The organism is Rhizobium sp. AC44/96 (assembly GCF_001692185.1).
Lineage (GTDB): Bacteria > Pseudomonadota > Alphaproteobacteria > Rhizobiales > Rhizobiaceae > Rhizobium.
The window spans coordinates 418,455-435,373 of the sequence record NZ_LXKO01000014.1; the positions used below are offsets into that span (position 1 = coordinate 418,455).

13 protein-coding genes and 1 pseudogene are annotated in these 16,919 nt (G+C 59.8%); 4 read left to right on the forward strand and 10 right to left on the reverse strand.

What is annotated here, in order from left to right; translation table 11 throughout:
* Nucleotides 1-409 precede the first annotated feature (409 nt).
* The 3 genes from A6U87_RS14570 to A6U87_RS14590 all read right to left on the reverse strand — a co-directional run bounded on the left by A6U87_RS14570 (nucleotide 410) and on the right by A6U87_RS14590 (nucleotide 5,165).
* Nucleotides 410-2,182: an adenylate/guanylate cyclase domain-containing protein gene (locus A6U87_RS14570; RefSeq protein ID WP_065691959.1), complete on the reverse strand. Its 1,773-nt coding sequence runs from the start codon at nucleotides 2,180-2,182 to the stop codon at nucleotides 410-412.
* 995 nt (nucleotides 2,183-3,177) lie between these two features.
* Nucleotides 3,178-3,504, reverse strand: coding sequence for a hypothetical protein (locus A6U87_RS14585; RefSeq protein WP_065691962.1), 327 nt, complete (start codon nucleotides 3,502-3,504; stop codon nucleotides 3,178-3,180).
* 641 nt (nucleotides 3,505-4,145) lie between these two features.
* Nucleotides 4,146-5,165 carry a LacI family DNA-binding transcriptional regulator gene (locus A6U87_RS14590; RefSeq protein ID WP_244499511.1) on the reverse strand — a complete coding sequence of 340 codons (1,020 nt, stop codon included), beginning with the start codon at nucleotides 5,163-5,165 and terminating at the stop codon, nucleotides 4,146-4,148.
* A gap of 434 nt (nucleotides 5,166-5,599) precedes the next feature.
* Here A6U87_RS14590 and A6U87_RS14595 point away from each other — a divergent pair, with 434 nt between their 5' ends.
* The 3 genes from A6U87_RS14595 to A6U87_RS14605 all read left to right on the forward strand — a co-directional run bounded on the left by A6U87_RS14595 (nucleotide 5,600) and on the right by A6U87_RS14605 (nucleotide 9,241).
* Nucleotides 5,600-6,562 (forward strand): sugar-binding protein, encoded by a 963-nt coding sequence (locus A6U87_RS14595; protein WP_065691964.1) that lies wholly within the window; start codon nucleotides 5,600-5,602, stop codon nucleotides 6,560-6,562.
* Nucleotides 6,563-6,641: 79 nt separating this feature from the next.
* Complete coding sequence (locus A6U87_RS14600) at nucleotides 6,642-8,186, forward strand: sugar ABC transporter ATP-binding protein (protein WP_065691965.1); 1,545 nt, start codon at nucleotides 6,642-6,644, stop codon at nucleotides 8,184-8,186.
* Nucleotides 8,187-8,227: 41 nt separating this feature from the next.
* Complete coding sequence (locus A6U87_RS14605; RefSeq protein WP_065691966.1) at nucleotides 8,228-9,241, forward strand: ABC transporter permease; 1,014 nt, start codon at nucleotides 8,228-8,230, stop codon at nucleotides 9,239-9,241.
* A gap of 282 nt (nucleotides 9,242-9,523) precedes the next feature.
* On the opposite strand, the gene A6U87_RS14610 is transcribed toward A6U87_RS14605, so the two are convergent.
* Nucleotides 9,524-10,021 carry a histidine kinase gene (locus A6U87_RS14610; protein ID WP_065691967.1) on the reverse strand — a complete coding sequence of 166 codons (498 nt, stop codon included), beginning with the start codon at nucleotides 10,019-10,021 and terminating at the stop codon, nucleotides 9,524-9,526.
* Nucleotides 10,022-10,193: 172 nt separating this feature from the next.
* Between A6U87_RS14610 and A6U87_RS30660 the strand changes: the two are divergent.
* Nucleotides 10,194-10,301, forward strand: a pseudogene (locus tag A6U87_RS30660) (aminomethyl transferase family protein); the annotation flags it as partial.
* Nucleotides 10,302-10,483: 182 nt separating this feature from the next.
* On the opposite strand, the gene A6U87_RS14620 reads toward A6U87_RS30660, so the two are convergent.
* The 6 genes from A6U87_RS14620 to A6U87_RS14645 form a co-directional block, all read right to left on the reverse strand.
* On the reverse strand, nucleotides 10,484-12,034 hold the full coding sequence (locus A6U87_RS14620; protein WP_065691969.1) for a GMC family oxidoreductase: 1,551 nt from the start codon (nucleotides 12,032-12,034) through the stop codon (nucleotides 10,484-10,486).
* Between the two features lie 4 nt (nucleotides 12,035-12,038).
* Nucleotides 12,039-13,082: a 2,5-dihydroxypyridine 5,6-dioxygenase gene (locus A6U87_RS14625; RefSeq protein ID WP_065691970.1), complete on the reverse strand. Its 1,044-nt coding sequence runs from the start codon at nucleotides 13,080-13,082 to the stop codon at nucleotides 12,039-12,041.
* Between the two features lie 144 nt (nucleotides 13,083-13,226).
* On the reverse strand, nucleotides 13,227-13,742 hold the full coding sequence (locus A6U87_RS14630) for a flavin reductase family protein (protein WP_065691971.1): 516 nt from the start codon (nucleotides 13,740-13,742) through the stop codon (nucleotides 13,227-13,229).
* Entirely contained in the window at nucleotides 13,739-15,037 is a 1,299-nt protein-coding gene (locus A6U87_RS14635) for an amidase (protein WP_065691972.1), read from the reverse strand. Before A6U87_RS14635 ends, A6U87_RS14630 begins: the two co-directional genes overlap by 4 nt.
* Nucleotides 15,038-15,047: 10 nt before the next feature.
* Nucleotides 15,048-16,466 (reverse strand): amidase, encoded by a 1,419-nt coding sequence (locus tag A6U87_RS14640; protein ID WP_065691973.1) that lies wholly within the window; start codon nucleotides 16,464-16,466, stop codon nucleotides 15,048-15,050.
* A 4-nt stretch (nucleotides 16,467-16,470) separates the two neighbouring features.
* Nucleotides 16,471-16,860 (reverse strand): nuclear transport factor 2 family protein, encoded by a 390-nt coding sequence (locus tag A6U87_RS14645; RefSeq protein WP_065691974.1) that lies wholly within the window; start codon nucleotides 16,858-16,860, stop codon nucleotides 16,471-16,473.
* Between the last annotated feature and the right edge of the window lie 59 nt (nucleotides 16,861-16,919).

Here is a 16,919-nt window from a genome sequence, read left to right on the forward strand (position 1 = left end):
TCGGGGCAGCACCGGCAGCTATGGTTTCGGTCCTTCTAGCCCGAGACGTGAGGATGGTCGACAGCAATACGTTGGGCGTCAGCTCGCCTATGCTTACCGCCGGCAAGAAGGTCGCCTTCATGGCTTGGTGGCTAATCTGGCCACCGTCGGCTCAGTTCATCGTTCAAGGTTGGTTGTAGTCGTTGCTCAGACTTAATGCCGCTCACTGCCAATTGGATCGCACCAATCATGGCTCCCACCCCGCGACGGTTAGGGCTGACCGGCGGTTACGCGCCCTCATGTGGGAGAGGAACACCTCGCATCGCCCTGAAAGCAGCCACGCCGGAGGTCATCGTTACGTCGGCACGTGCTATTGCTCGTCCAATGTGCAAATGGTGGCAACAGATTCAAGATCGGACATCAATCACCGTCATTGCACAACACCGGCCTTTCGCAACCCCTCCATGACACGATCGAAATCGGCGGGGTCCTTGAAGGGGAGGACTTTGCGACGGTATTCCAAGGAGTAGTCGGGATTGACGCGCAGCACCTCCTGCCATGTCGCGCGGGCCGCTTCGAAAAGGCCGAGGTGTCCGTAACAGGCGGCCAGAAGCGCGCGCGAGACATCGGTGACGGGGTTGCGACTCACGCGCTGCAGCAACAGTTCGACGGCCTCTTCGTACCTTGCCAGTTGAAACAGAGCCCAGGCCTGAAAGTGAAGAACGACATCCGGAAAGTACGGGTTCAGAACCCTCGCCCGATCGAAATAGGCGAGTGCCTCCTCGGCCCTGCCTGAATAGATAAGTGCCTCGCCAAGGCTGACCTGCCCTTCGGCGAAGTTCGGATTGAGGACGATCGCACGCTCGGCCTCACTGATGGCGCCATCGTGATGTCGCAAGTACAGGTTGACTACACTCAGCGACCAGTGCGCCACGGGATCGTTGTCATCCCGCGCGACCGCCAGCGTCGCAGCCTCCTCGGCTTGCTCCATCGAGCGCTGCGGCAACGCGCTCCACCGATTCAAGTAGTCGAGCCCGTGGGTGAGGGCGAGGAAGGCGTGCGCCGAGGCGAAGTTCGGTTCCAGTTCGACGGCACGTTGCAAAAGGTCGCGGGCGTCGCTGTTCGTTTGCTTCGTCAGCCGATGCCACAGCTCCCGCCCACGCAAGAAGCAGTCGTACGCCTCGGGGTGCCGGGTCTGCCCCGGCGTGAGTTTTTGCCGGTCACCCTCTGTCAGGTTGACCGCGAGCGCTCCGACGATCTGCTGCGTGACATCGTCCTGAACCGCGAATATGTCGGTAAGGTCGCGATCGAATCGTTCCGCCCATAAGTGCCCGCCGGTGATCGCGTCGATGAGTTGCGCGGTGATGCGGACCTTGTTCCCCGATTTGCGTACGCTGCCCTCCAGTACATGTCGCACGCCGAGCTTCGTGGCCACCTCCTGCACCTGGACGTTTTTGCCCTTGAAAGTGAACGACGAATTGCGAGCGATGACAAAGAGCTGCGACAGCTTTGATAGCGCCGTGATGATGTCTTCCGAGATGCCGTCGGCGAAGTATTCCTGTTCAGCGTCACCGCTCATATTGGCGAAGGGCAACACGGCGATCGAGAGCTTGGGCGACGCTGGCGTGGCCGGTTGGCCCGTCGTGATTTCCGAGGCCGCAGCTGATTTGGTCCCTGCGCTGCCAACTTGCAGCGAATACACCCGGATCGGCTCGGCAATGTTCTTGAGCTGTTTGCTGCCGAGGTCGCTGACCGAGAGGTCGAGCCTCGCCTTGACCTGGCGATAGGCATCCTCGGACAGGCAGATCGCTCCCGCCGCGGCGACGCCCTCCAATCGCGAGGCGATGTTGACGCCGTCGCCCATCAGATCGCCGTCGCTTTCCTCGACGACGTCGCCCAAATGAATACCGATCCGGAACTCAATGCGACGGTCCTGCGCGACCCCCTGATTGCGCTCCACCATAGCGTTCTGCACTTCAATGGCACAGCGCACAGCGTCCACCACGCTGCGGAATTCTACCAGCGCACCATCGCCGGTGCGCTTCACTACCCGGCCATTGTGCACGGCAATCGTCGGATCGATGAGATCGCTGCGCAGCGTGCGCAACCTCGCCAGGGTGAGTTCTTCGTCGGCGCCGGCAAGCCGACTGTACCCAACCACGTCCGCGGCCAGGATTGCAGCCAGCTTTCGGTTCTCGCTCATGGCGCTGTCTCCTAACTTCAGGATAACAGGGAGACAGAGGGCAAGAAAGAAGTTTCAGCCGCTCCTCAGAGCAACCCTGGTTGAGCTCGAGTTGACCATGGCTCATGGGGACGCAGCAGATGTTGTAGCCCTACGCAATGACTGCTCTGAGATGTTCCGGCCGTCCAACGCGGCCGCCGATGTCCACGCCTAATCGAGTCTCCTTTTGAAAATCCGCGCCTGAAATTACCGGTCCGCCTCCGGCCTCAAATCGGTCATCCCAACCAGGCAAAGCCGACGTCCGTGATCAAGAGAAGTCATGGGATATCTTCGGTCTACGCCTTGGATGGCGAACGCTGGCGACCGGTGCGCGAAGCGTTCGCATCGCACCAGCCAGCGAACGGCCAAGAGGACCAAACGGTCGAACGTACGATCGCCAAGCCATTTGCGGGTATTGATCATCATGCTGGCAAACTTCCCAGCCACGTAGCGGCTCCTGGGACGACGTGCCCTCACGGCCTTGGAAACCACGTCCGCGATTACCTGCGGCGACGAGCCGCCGCCGGCCTTTTAACTGTCCGAAGTCGCTGGAGACGTTCTTCGCCATCCGGCTGTAGGCAGTGCTCCCTGAGAACGTTATCATCGGGCCTTCGAAAACGCTGCCGAACGCGGTCTGGATAAGGACCGGCTCCACCACCACGACATTGATGCCAAACTGGTGCAGCTCCAGGCGAAGGAAGGCAGTCCGACACTCCCAGCGCATGTTTGGATGCATGATACCAAGCATGGCGGGTAGATTTTGCCGCCCATCGACGTGATATTGATGATCGTTTTGTAAGGGACCAATTCCTGGATCAAAGCGGCGGCACCGAAGAGGTTCACCTCGAACTGAGATCGGCACTCCGCGAACAATATTCAACGCCTAAGGAGAGGAAAGCCGGGTAGCTGAAGGCGGTTTTTGGTTGGGAGGCGATTGCCGTGTCGGCCTCTTGGCGCTCGATCATGCACGGTGGCGATCAATGTAGAGTTAGAGGTTCCTCCTCTACGCACTCAAAATCCACGTTTACATGCGTGGGCGAATGCACTTGTTCGAGCCGCTCGGAGACGCTGGCGACGTAGCTAATCCCTTGTTCCAACAGAATTTCGACCGCTTTGATTGTCTCGGCCGCCACTCCCGTTCCACAGCCTCGGATCGAGAGTGCCAGATAGGTGGCGTTTTGTGCCGACTGATAATCGCCGTGCACATCGGCCTCCTCGGCGACGTTTTCCAAGGCTTGTGCGACTAGCAGCATCATGTCCGATCGCTGGGCCGGCGTCATCTCGTTCAATGTTCTTGCGGTCATCGTTGCCATCCATGGTCCCGCCACAACGATGCTGTCAGCGTCGCTGGCGAGTTCTTTGTTATTGTGGAGACATTCAGGGACAGTGACTTGTCCGTGGTCATCAGATGGCAATCGAAAGTGGCGGCGACAAGGCCACACCTATGCTGGTAATACAACACAGTCCTGCGTCGAATGGGCAGCGCCGCTATCTCTGGGGATCGTAGAAAAGGTCTCTAAATCTCGCCTTCGAGAGACCTCAGTGAACGACTGTAGCGATGTGTTCGTCCGTTGGTGCTGGGACTTTATGTATTTCCGTCACAGACCAGGCAGTAACCGAAGCGGTGACGGCAATGTACATGAAAACCCCCTTGAACGGACGGGCAGTCAAGACGGAGTCCCTTGTCGCTTCCAACGACTTCAACTTCTTGGTCATTGTGCTCCTTTGTGTCTGGACGCGGCGATATAGACGATTAGCGCAATCTAAAGAACGGCAGGAATCGATTACCTGCCCTGCGGCTGGCGAGTACAGGCCAATAGTCGTGCTTCGGATGACGCCGTACGCCGATAGCGTACCCACCGGGAATGCCAAGGCTGCTGCGATCCGCGGAACAGATTTCCCGAATTCCGGACAAAGCCGTCTTGCCGGGCTGGAGCTACGCGCGTCACCGCTTGCGAGCCCGCGGTGGCGCGACGGACTGCCGTTTGACAAGTGAACATTCGAGCTTGGTGATTGGATAGCGCCGTTTCTCAGGAAGGCGTTCGGGATGGAGATGTTCGATCGCCCATTGTCCCATGGCGAGGTGCGGGAGGACCGACGTTGTCAGCGGGGGGACCAGGTGTCGCGAGATTTCTTCGTCGTCATAGCCCATGACCGACATGTCCTCGGGGATATGAAGGCCCGCATCCTTCAGGGCTTCGTAGCACCCCACTGCCGTGCGGTCGTTCTGGCAGAAAATTGCCGTCGGAGGCTCGCTCAACGCAAGGAGTTTCTTGGTGGCGGCGTAGCCTGCACTTGCGGACCAGTCTCCTTCGACGACCAGTTCCGGATCGAATGGAATATCCGCCGTCGCGAGCGCGCGTCGGTATCCGGTAAGCCGATCCTGCGCAGCCTGCATCCAGATCTCGCCTGTTATGGTCGCGACCCGACGATGCTTGTGCGCGATCAGGTGCCGGGTAGCGTTCTGACCACCAGCAATCTCACTGGGCACGACTGCGGGAAATGCGTAGTCCGCCGTGTAGCAATTGAGGAGGACCGTAGGGATGTTGAGCTCATAGATATAGGAAGGGAGTTCCACTTCCCGGGTATAGATGGTCATGTAAATGAGCGCCGATATGCCGCCGTTCGTTAATGCCCTAATGGCTCTTGGCTCCATGAAGGGATCACTCAAGGTCTGCGTAACAAGCAACACATTGCCAGTCTTCCAGGATGCCTGTCGTGCGCCTTCGATGGCAACGACGGCTTCGGGGCTGGTGGCCAGTTGGTCGACGGCGAATCCAATGATGTTGTCCGATCCGGAATAGGTCGGCCCCATCGTATAGGTCGTTCCCACATAGCCGAGGGTACGTGCCGCATCGATTACCCGGTCGCGGGTCTGCTGAGAAATGCGGGTGCCGGGCGTATTGTTAAGAACGAAGGAGACCGCAGCCTGCGAGCAACCCGCCGCAGTGGCAATGTCCATCATCGTCACGCGCTCCCCAAGCCGAGGCTTTTTCTGCTTGCGCTCGTTCTTTTGCCCGGCAGGGTCGATCAGTTCTGACGTCTTGGTTTTTATCATCTGACGACTCTGTTTAGGCTGGCTGGCAGAGCGACCGCCGGGCTTGGTTGGTAATTAATATTATCAGTGCATTCCTGCCGGGACGAAGATCGTAACCTAACTTAGGTACTGAAATAAAGCAGAGTTTTAAATACTGTTGAATAGCTCCTCACACGACTGATGAAATTATTTTCACTAGAATTGATAATACTATTTACTAATTGGAATTCTTCTATACCGTTGCGGGGCGATCGGAGCTTATGCGACCTTGTCGCCTGGCGAAGGCCCTTGGAGGGGGCCCAAGCATCTGGCCGACCGCAAGGCGATCGGGCCCTCGCAATTGCGGCCCTGGGAGGAATATGATGAAGCAGCTGAAACGCAATGCCGCCTTGTTCTTCGCCGGCTTGATGCTGAGCGCCGCGCCGATCGCGGTATCTCATGCCGCCGACAAGCCAACCCTCGCGTTCGTCGTCAATGGAGCGTCGGACTTCTGGAAAGCCGCCGAGGCGGGCGTGAAGAAGGCACAGGCCGAACTGCCCGACTATAACATGGAACTGAAATATCCCGAGCAGGCATCCGTCGCCGTCCAGCAGCGACTGATGGAAGATTTGGTCAGTGCCGGTGTCAAGGGCGTCATGGTTTCGGCCGTCGACCCGAAAACTCAGACGGACGGATTGAACAAGATCGGCTCGCAGACCGCTCTTTTTACCACCGATAGCGATGCGCCGCAGACCAACCGCGTGGCGTATATCGGTTCATCGAATATCGATGCCGGCAAGCAAGCTGCCGAAATAGCCAAGAAAGCAATGCCCGACGGCGGCAAATGCATCGGCTTTGTCGGCCTTCCCGGTGCTGACAATGCCAAGGAGCGAATCCAGGGCATGAAGGATGGCCTGAAAGGCACAAAGATCGAACTGACGGATGTCCGCGGTGATGATATCGACCAGACGCGCGCCAAGAAGAACGTCGAAGATGCGCTTGTCGCAAGCCCCGACGTCACCTGCATGGTCGGCTTCTATTCATACAATACGCCGCGGATCTACGAGGCGCTGCGTGACGCCGGCAAGCTCGGCCAAATCACCGTCGTCGGCTTCGATGACGATCCGATCACACTTGGAGGCGTCAAGGAAGGTACCATTGCGGCAACCGTCGTACAGCAGCCGTTCGAATGGGCCTACCAAGGAATGAAGCTGATGGCGTCCTACCTGAAGGGCGACAAGTCCGGGGTTCCTGCCAATGGCTTGATCATCATTCCAACCGTGATCATCGGCAAGGATGATGTTGACAAGTACGCAGCCAACCTGAAGGCCATGGCCGGAAAGTAATCGCCATCGCGGCGGCGGTATTTGCCGTCGCCGCGATGAGTGCCTTCATTCCGATAGCATCTGTAGCCATGGATAGACGATGAACCAGAGTTCGGACATTGCGTCATCGAATGCGCACGCCAAGCCCTTCCTTTCGCTCTCGGATGTTGGCAAAACCTATCCGGGCGTCGTTGCGCTGGACGGTCTTTCGATCGACATTGTGCCCGGTGAGGTGATCGGCCTAGTCGGCGAGAATGGTGCTGGAAAGTCGACACTGATGAAGATCCTCGGCGGCGTGATCGCTCCAGACCGGGGAACGATTGTGCTCGATGGTTCAGAGCTGCGTTCTCTCACGGTTGAAACAAGCATCTCGTCCGGCATCGCGTTCGTCCACCAGGAACTCAATCTGTTTGAAAACCTCGACGTGGCTGCAAACATTTTCCTGGGTCGAGAACCGCTCAAAGCGGGCCCTCTGAAGCTTGTTGATCGCGAACGGCTAAGAGACATGGTGGAGCCACTTCTCAAGCGCGTGGGGGCTCACTTTTCGCCTGACACGGCTGTTGCAACACTTTCGCTTGCCGAGCAGCAGATGGTGGAAATTGCCAAGGCACTATCCATCAACGCGCGACTGGTCATCTTTGACGAGCCCACGTCAAGTCTTCCCTTGGCAGAGACCGAACGGCTTTTAAGCATTATCAGATCGCTCAGGGCAGATGGCATAAGCGTCATTTTCATCTCGCATCGACTGCACGAGGTCGAGCGCGTCGCGGATCGAGTGATCGTATTAAGGGATGGAGCCGTCGCGGGCGCGTTGGCCAGGCAGGACGTCGACCACGACCAGATGGTCAAACTCATGATCGGCCGGACGCTTGCTGCCGCCCGCGTCGCCAAACCAAACCGTTCGCCAGGCGCGGTAGCATTGAAAGCGAGCGCCGTTCGAACGGGGGCCTATCCGAGCCGGCCCGTTGATCTCGAAATCAGATACGGCGAAATCCTCGGCCTAGCTGGCCTTGTCGGATCAGGCCGCAGCGAGCTTGCAAGGGTGCTCTTCGGAGTGGATCGGAGCTACGGCGGAACTATCTTGCAGGACGGCCGGGAAATTTCGATTCGTTGCGCGCGCGATGCCGTCGCTCATGGAATATTTCTCGCGCCCGAGGATCGCAAGCGCAGCGGCATTCTTCTTGATTTTCCGATCGCCCAAAACATAACACTTGCCAATCTTCGCAAATACGCCAGCCGCTTCCTGCTCTCGTCCGATGAAGAAGCGGCGGTAGCGGAACAGCAGCGGGTTCGTTTGGTCATCAAGGCGCCTTCCGTATCGACCCGTACCGGCACATTGTCGGGCGGCAACCAGCAAAAGGTGGTGCTTGCCAAATGGTTGTCGATGCACCCGAAAGTGATGATTTTCGACGAGCCGACACGTGGTATCGATATCGGCGCGAAGAATGAAATCTACGGACTCATGCGCGCTCTCGCCGATGCCGGCGTCGCCGTCCTCATGATCTCCAGTGACATGGAAGAGGTGATGGGGGTTTCTGATCGAATAGCCGTCATGCACGAAGGCCAGATCGCAGGAATGCTTGAGGAACCCGAGTTCAGTCAGGAAAGCGTCCTGTTACTGGCTGTCGGCAAAAGTCTGAAATAGTCGCGATGGCAAATAAATGTCTTTAGGGGAGTGGGTCGCGAATGACGAAGAAAGATTTTGGACTGCTGCTGCTGATCGTCGTCGTTGGCATCGTGGTGGCAATCATCAATCCGCGCTTTCTCCTGCCGATCAATCTGGCGAACACCGCCAACTTGATTGGGCTGTTCGGCATCCTGTCGATTGGCCAGGCCTTCGTCATCATAACCGGCGGGATAGAACTCTCCGTTGGCTCGCTCGTCGCACTCCTCGGAGTGTTGTTCGTCGATTTCATCGCAGTTCAGGAAATGTCCTGGATGCTGGCCCTTCCTCTGATCCTGCTGTTGGGAGCAATCATCGGGACTGTTCATGGCTGGCTGATTACACGACTTAACCTCCAGCCTTTCGTCGTCACTCTCTGCGGCCTGCTGATATACCGCGGAGCAGCGCGGTTTTATACCGCCGACGGGACCGCAGGCTTTGCTTTTGGTCAGAATTTCCCCGATCTGGAGTTTCTCACTGCGGGACGGTTCTATGGCATCCCCAACACATTCATCGCGCTTGTCGTTATCGCAGCGATTATGTGGGTGGTCTTGCATCGCTCCGTCTTCGGACGATATCTCTACGCGATCGGCAAGAACGAGGAAGCGGCCCGCTATTCCGGGATTCGCACCGATCGCATGATCATCTCGGCCTATGTTATCTGCGGATTTCTTACAGCACTGTCAGCGATCTATTTCGCAATGTACACGCGCTCGATCTCGCCGGCGAGCCACGGGCAGTTCTACGAGCTCTACGCGATCGCGGCAGCTGTGCTTGGCGGCTTTTCACTGCGAGGTGGAGAGGGATCGATCGTTGGCGTCGTGCTTGGCACCGTCCTTCTCCAGGAGTTGCAGAACCTCGTCAATCTGCTGGGCATTCCATCGTCGCTGAATTTCGCCGTCATGGGAGGGGTCATCCTCATTGGCGTCCTGATCGACCAGCAATGGCATGCGATCCGTGGGAAGCGTCGCGTTATTGCCGCCGCCCGCCACACCGAAACGCACGCAGCGACGGAGGGGAACTTGCAGCGGCCGTAAAGTAGGATTGGAAGGGGGCCATGCTCACGATTTGCTCGGGCTTCGCTTTCCAGTTTGATACCGCGTGCGCGCTCCCTGAACGGTTGCGGTTTTTGTGCGGATTGCCAGGGCGGAATGGTGGTCACCGATAGCCGGCTGCAAAGTGTCGGTCAGTTCAAATGGCGCGTGTAGGGGCGGGTGGCGCCGGTGGGAGAGCAGAAGAGATCCCGCTCTCCCACCGGCCGAACTGCGCGCCTGCGAAGCACATACTGCCTTATGCGCAATATGGGCTCCGGGAATAGCTCAGCTCGCGGGCTTCAGCGAGTGAACGATCTTTGCAACTTCCTCGTCGTGCTTGTCTTCATCGCCTTTGGTGCCCCAGTATGTGATGACAAGCATCTTGCCGCGCTTGGGCGATAGAAAGCCGAGACCGACGGACACAGGGCCGTCTTCGTCCTTGCCGTCCCAATCCAGCGCGGTGAACTCCATGCCGTTTATCTCAGAGTTGCCCGCGTCCTTTTGCGTCTTCTGGTCGATGGTCACGCCGTTTTTTGTCAGAAAGTCGACTGCGTCACTTATGACCTTGTCCGTGGATTTTTCGTCTGCGATGTCGATGGAGAAGTAGATAGCGTTGTCGTCAGAGGTCGCCTGGATGCCGGTTTCGGTTTCCTCCGGACCCCAACTATCCGGAATTGTTACGGACGCAATTGGTGCATCGCTTGGAAAAGAAATGCTCTCGGCGTGAGCGAGCAGGGGAAGCGCAGCCGCAAACACGGCAGAAAGAATTACAGACTTCTTCACGGGTAGTCCTCGGTTGAATTGGGATCGCGGCTTGCTTGCTGACGGATGCAAGCCGGCGCGGCGATGATGGGGCGTGAAGAGTTCGCGTCGAGCACTGCGGTTTCGGAGTACTTCGACAGGACGTGGACCTGGCTCTTGTCCGGGGTAGCGGTCGCTGACCAGCGCGAGATTCGGCCGCAAGCTGAATGTCGAATATTTCGCAGAGACCTATCCGGTCGAAGTGGTCGCCGTCGGCTACAAGCCGATCTACGACCCCGAGAACCTGAAGCCGCGCACATGATTGCGAGCTGCCCTCGCGAACTTCCCGATCAGTGTCGTCCGACTGTAGCGGACGATGGTGGTCACCCGAGTTCCGGCGACCTCATCCTCGATAACGAGCGAACGAATGCTGTCGCGCTCGAGAAGGGAGCCGCTATTGCTAAACAAGGCGGACGGTAGCGCCGCCATTCCGCGGTCATGCCGTCATTGTTGCTTTATCGTTGGGCCTACGCGCTCAAGAATGCCGACGAAGGTTTCGGCGATTGCTAGAATAGCCGCATGAATCGGACCTGCCGTCAGACTTGGCAGTACCGAGCCGTCGACAACAGAAAGATTGTCGACCCCTCTGAGGCGAAGGTCAGGATCCACTACCGAGGTTTCATCCTTGCCCATGCGGCAGGTGCCGGATGGGTGGTGGTGCGTGATCGCCGCCTTAGCGATGAAGGCATCGATATCGGCTTCCGTCTTCAACGGGCCGGGGAGGATCTCGTGATCACGCCAGCCAGCGAGTTCCTTGTGATGGCCGATTTCCCGCGCGGCAGCGAGGGCTGCGCGGAACATCTGGCGATCGTTTTCCGTCTGCAGATAGCGTGGATCGATCTTGAGAGGATCGCCACACTCGGGGCCAGTGATGCGGATCTCGCCACGGCTCGTGGGATGGGTGACGCCGAACAGAAGTGAGTAGGCACTGCCAGCTGCCGATGCGGTAAAGCACTCGGAAACAATCGGGGCGACACCGCATCCGACGACGATCTGGGGCTGGCCTTCCGCCAAAAAATCGGCGGCGCGCATGTAGGCCATGCTTTCCGAATGCTGCAGACGGGACGGGGCAACTTCTCGTCGCGCGGCGTAGAGATTGCCGGCGCCAAGCAGGTGATCCATCAGGTTGAGGCCCAGCTCCGGCGCCTTGACGCGGCAGGTCACACCCGCCTCGCGTAGAACATCTTCGCGTCCTATGCCTGAGCGCATCAGCAGCGCCGGGCTTTCCAGCGATCCGGCGGACAGAACGATCTCACCGGCACCGATCCTTGTGCTGCCGTCGTGTCCGACAATCTCGATTGCCGTAACGCGCGATTTCTCGAGTTCCAGACGTTGCGTCAGCGTGCCCGTCATGATCGTCAGGTTCGGACGCGCGCGTACCTCCGGCGTCAGCCATGCTTCGGCGACAGTGACGCGCCGCCCGTTGCGGATCATCAGCGAATTCGGCGTAACGCCAATCATCCGCCCGGTATTGTGGCCGGGAATACGGGGAAGGCCAAGTGCTGCTCCCGCCTCGATGAAGGCGCGCGCCACGGGGCTCACATCTTCGGCCGGTATGCGAACCGGCATCGGTCCGCCCTTTCCGTGGATGCCATCCCCGCCCAGAGAATGGTCCTCGATCGCCAGAAACGCCGGCAGCAGGCCTTCCCAACTCCAGCGCTGGTCTCCTGTTGCCTCTGCCCAGGCCGCAAAATCGTCGGGGTGACCGCGCATGTATCCCATCGCATGCAGCAGGCTCGATCCGCCGAGACCCTTGCCACGCGCCCATGCAAAGCTGCGGCCAGCGGTCCCTTCTTGTGGAACAGTCTTGTAGTCCCAGTCATAGCTGCGGTGCTGGATCGCCGGCCACATGGCCGGCTTCCAGATGTCGGGGTCGGTCGGCTCGCCCCCCGCCTCTATCAGCACCACCTTACGTGCCAGGTTCTCGCTGAGCCGTGCGGCAAGGAGCGCGCCGGCAGAGCCGGCGCCGATGATCGCCACGTCGTAATGGTTCATGGCCTTACTTCTGGTCTGCGGGAACTACGACGCCTTCGAGCGTCATGACTTCGCCATCCAGCGAAACCGAGCAGTTGCGCAGCGGAATGTCGAGATGGCAAGGCGTGTCGCGATCGCCGCCTGCCTCGGTATTCGGGCCCGACGACCAGAGAAAGTTGCCGGCGAAGGAACGGGCGTCCATGCCGAGCTGGGCCTCCGGATTGTAAAGGCCGAGTACGGTCCAGTTGGCGCGGTTTTCAAGGCCCCAACCGACATGGGCCATGGCGTAGGCGCGCGGATCGTTGAAGCTTTCCATGAACTTGCGCATGAACTCGGCGTCGTATCCACCCTTGATGTCGACGATAAAGCCCTTCTCGATCGTAACGGTGATCGGCGCGCGTGCATATTTCTTGAACGGCAGCAGGATATCGCCTTCGTCGATGACGATGGTGCCTTCGGCGCTGCCTTCGTCGGGCCAACGGGCGGAGAAGCAGCTCGGCCAGTGATCCCAGCGACCGGGTTCGTCGGCGAGGCCGTATTGCGTGAGTACCGGGTACTGACCGAGACGGCAGCGGAAATCCGTGCCCGCCTTGGATGTGACGTGCATTTCCTTCGCGGCGCCGATCTTCTTCGCAGCGGCGAGAACGCGCAGCTTGTCCTCGGGGCGCGGGATCTGGCGCATCATGATCGCTGGCGGTTCGACGGCGAGCAGCATGCGCGTTCCCGTCTTCAGGACCTCTTCCTGCTCCTTCGAAAACAGCAGCTGCAGCGTATCGATCACCATGTCCGACGCCTTCAGGCAGGCAAGCGCAGCCGAATTGCCGTCCAGCGGGGTCTTGCCGATATAGCCTGACTTGTCGGGCGAGATCGCCTTTTCGCTGTTGACAGGAGCAAGGTTCAATTCAGTCACGACGGCGCCGAGATCGGAGGCGGCAAGTTTGGCAATGTAGGCGATCTGCTTGTTGCTGTCGTCGCTCGTCAGGATGGTTACCTGCTCGCCGGCTTTCAGGTTGCACATCTCGAGCACCTGTCTCCAGCCCTTCAAGAACTGTGCGTCACCAATAGACATAATCCAATACCTCCTGTTGGGCGTCGCCCGTTTGATCGTTATGGCTGCAACCGAGCGCGTGCGATGCAAGTAGATCGCTAGCGCAGTCTATCTGTTTGTTCTTGCTTGATTTTGGAGGCAGCCGGTTCCCACTGTCGTTGACGCTCAGAGCGCCGTCTGATTGGCCAACGTAAAGAAATTGCGGTTGTAATGGAGCAGCGGCGAGGTCTCCGGTCCAAAGCGGATGGCTCTGACGTTGCCGATGAAAACGGAATGGCTCTCGGTTTCGGAGACCGACGCGATCTCGCAGTCGAGGTTGACCATGGCGCCGTCAAGTGCCGGCGCACCGGTGACAAGACGCGTCCAGCGATAGGGTGCGAACTTGTTATCCCCCGGCTCGCCGATCTGGCCTGCAAAGCGCATGGCGATCTCGCGCTGGCCATCGGCAAGAATATTGACACAAAAACTGCCGGCGGCGGTGATCGCCTTGTGCGCCTCGCCAAAACGGTTGACGCAGACGAGCATCGATGGCGGCGTTACAGACATCGAGCAGACAGCGGTTGCCGTCAGCCCGCGTCGCGTATCGCCTTCCCCAGCCGTGATAATGTTGACCGTCGCTGCCAGCTGGCGCATCGCCGTGCGAAAGTCTTCGGGCAGGTGATCGGTTGGATCCTGTGTCATGCCACGCCTCCATTTGCGGCGATTGCTGTTTCGAGGAAGAGTGCGGCTGAGGCGAGGCGATAATCCGCGCCTCGCGCGCCGACCAACTGCACGCCGACCGGCAAGCCTTTCGGTCCCTTTGCCGCAGGCAGGCAGATCAGCGGCACCTGCAACACACTCCAGAGTCGGTTGAAGATCGGATCTCCAGTCGGCATGCCTTCCGGCGCTTCGCCGGGGGCGGCAAGTGTCAGGAACGCATCGAAGCGCGACAAGATGGAATCCATCAGATGGCGAATTCCCGGGATCTCGGTCATGGCAGCGCGATAGCGGCGTTCGTCGACACGCCCCTGGTCCTCCATCATGGCGCGGGTGACCGGCGTCAACTCGTTCCAGTGGCGGCTGACTTCGGAAGCGAGCGATTGGGTCACCTCCCAGCCCATCACCGCCTCGTGCAGTTCGAATATGCCGTCATACCAGGCCGGTGCAGGGATGATGGTGATATCAGCACCGGCAGTCCCCGCGAGCGATGCGAGGCGATTGACTGTCTCGATGGCATAGGGCTCAGCCTTTTCGAGGCGCGTGCCGAGAAGAACACCGATGCGCGGGCGCGCGGGCGCGGCGAGTTCGGCGAGTTCGGATTTTCCGGAAAGAACCGCGGCGCAATGAGCCGCATCGCCGATGTTGCGGGCGATAATCCCAAGCGTGTCGAGACCGTGGCACAGCACCTTGATACCGACCGTGTTGATCGATCCGAATGTGGGCTTGAAGGCCGTGACGCCGCAGAAACTCGCCGGACGGATGACCGAACCGGATGTCTGCGTGCCGAAGGCGAGCGGCACCATGCCCGCCGCGACCGCCGCGCAAGAGCCAGATGACGAGCCGCCGGGCGTATGGGCGGGATTGTGCGGATTGCGCGTTTTGTTGGGGCTCGCCATGGCCAGTTCAGTGCTGACGGTCTTGCCCAGGATCAGGCCGCCGGCGTTGCGCGTGATCTGCACGGCGGGCGCATCCCACGGTGGCTGAAACGCGTCATAGATCGTCGTTCCGTAGCCGGTCGGCATGTCTGCGGTGTCGATCACGTCCTTGACGCCGATCGGGACGCCCGCGAGCGGTCCCTTGACGCTGGCGGCGTCCATTGCGCCGGCGGTTGCGCGCACCTGTTTCTCGTCGAGATGCTGCCAGGCCATCACCGGACCGTCAGTTTCGGCGATGCGTTCAAGGTGCGCTTCGGTGACGGCACGAACAGTGAGTGCGCCGGATCCGACGGCAGCAGCCATTTCGCGAGCGTTCAGGGCAAGGATGTCTGTGTTCTTCATGGGAATTTCCTCAGCCGAAAAGCGTCGGGCGCCGGTCGATCCATGGGGCGGCGCGTTCGAGTTCTGCCGCCAGCGTGAAAAGCATGGCGTCCTTTCCGAACGCAGCGCCGATATGCGATCCGATGGGAAGGCCAGTCGGGGTCATGCCAAGCGGCACCGACATTGCAGGGCAACCCGACGCATTGAAGACGGCGGTGAACGGGGAATGGGACCAGAACAGGTCGTAGAATTCATCGATGTGTTTGCCCGTGCCGGCCAGCTTGCCGAGCGGCGGGGCGGGCTCGGCCGCGGCCGGCGTCAACATGAGATCATAGCTGGAGAAAAACCGCGCCAGCGCGCGGGCGGAGGCATGCAGCTGATTGATAGCCCAGACATAGCGCGTGCCGGGCACGTTAAGCGCCTCGCGAACCCACTCCTGATTGACCGGTTCAAGTTTTGAAATGTTCGCGGAAGAGGGATCGCCACCAGAGACGCCAAGGGCTGCGTTGACACCGACGACGACGCGCCAGGCAGTCTTCAGGGCCTCCCCGTCGTAGCCAGCGTCGGCGACCTCCTCGACGTGATGGCCGAGGCCCTCCAGCAGCCGCGCCGTTTCACGCACGCTGCGGATCATCTCTGGTTCGATGTGGCTGCCTGTCGGCGAGGCAACGATCATCGCTACCTTGAGGCGGGGAGGCGTCTTGTCGAGCGATGCGAGATAGCTTCCGGGTGTGGCTGGCGAGGCCCAGGGATCGCCGAGATCGCCGCCACTGGATATGTCGAGCATGGCGGCATTGTCGCGCACCGACCAGGTGACGGCATGCGGCGTCGACATGCCGCCGATTGCTTCAGCCGCAACCGGACCGACGGGATTTACCAGTCGCGACGGCTTGAAGCCGAAGAGGCCGCAATGGCTGGCGGGGAGCCGCGTCGAGCCAGCGCCGTCCGAGCTGTTGGCGAGCGGCACCATGCCGCTTGCGACTGCAGCCGTCGAACCGCCCGACGAGCCGCCGGCCGTGCGACTGACGTCCCAGGGATTTCGGGTCGAGCCGAAGGCGTCGGGTTCGGTGGTGAAGCTGAGGGCGAATTCCGGCGTGTTGGATTTACCGACGATCACCATGCCGGCCGCCTTGTAGCGTGCGGTGATGGTGGAGTCGCGCTTGCTGACGGCGTTGCGCAGCAGTTCGGAGCCGCTCGACAAGAGCATGCCCTCGGCCTCGAAGCCGGTATTCTTCAGGAGCATGGGTACGCCGGAAAGCGGGCTTTTCGGCAGTCCGTTTGCAATCTGCTGCCGAGCGAGATCGAAGTGCTCGTGGACGACGGCATTCAGCTTCGGGTTCAATCGCCCGATCCGCGTGATTGCCGCATCAAGCGCTTCAACGGCGCTGATCTCGCCTTTGGAGATCAATCCGGCTGTCGCCATGCCGTCCAGTTTTGCCAGATCGTCCATCGTCTTAACTCATCTGCCCTTTGAAAACATCGAGGTCCCACATGTCCTTGGTCCCGATCAAGAGCCCTGCGTGGAGTTCGAAAAGATGCAGGCCGTCAAGAGCAATCCCGCGTGGGGTCGCGCCTTCTCCACGCGGTGTGAACGTTCCGGTCATGTGATAGGGGACGGCAATGGTGTTGCCCGCCCTTATATAACCTCTTCGGTCCCAGGAGACATCAGGCAGCATGCGCCAAAACCCGACCAGGCCTTCCGCCAGGGCGGTGCGCCCTTCGCGGCGTTTGCCCATGGCGACTTCCTCATGCCAGCCCTCGGGATGGTAGAGGGCGACGGCCTGTTCCGCGTCGCGCGACGCGTAGGCAAGATAAAATCGGTCGATGAGCGCGGCATGATCCATCGCAGTCTCCAGCATGTCCGAAAAGTAAACCCCGCCCGACTTTGGGTCGGACGGGGCAG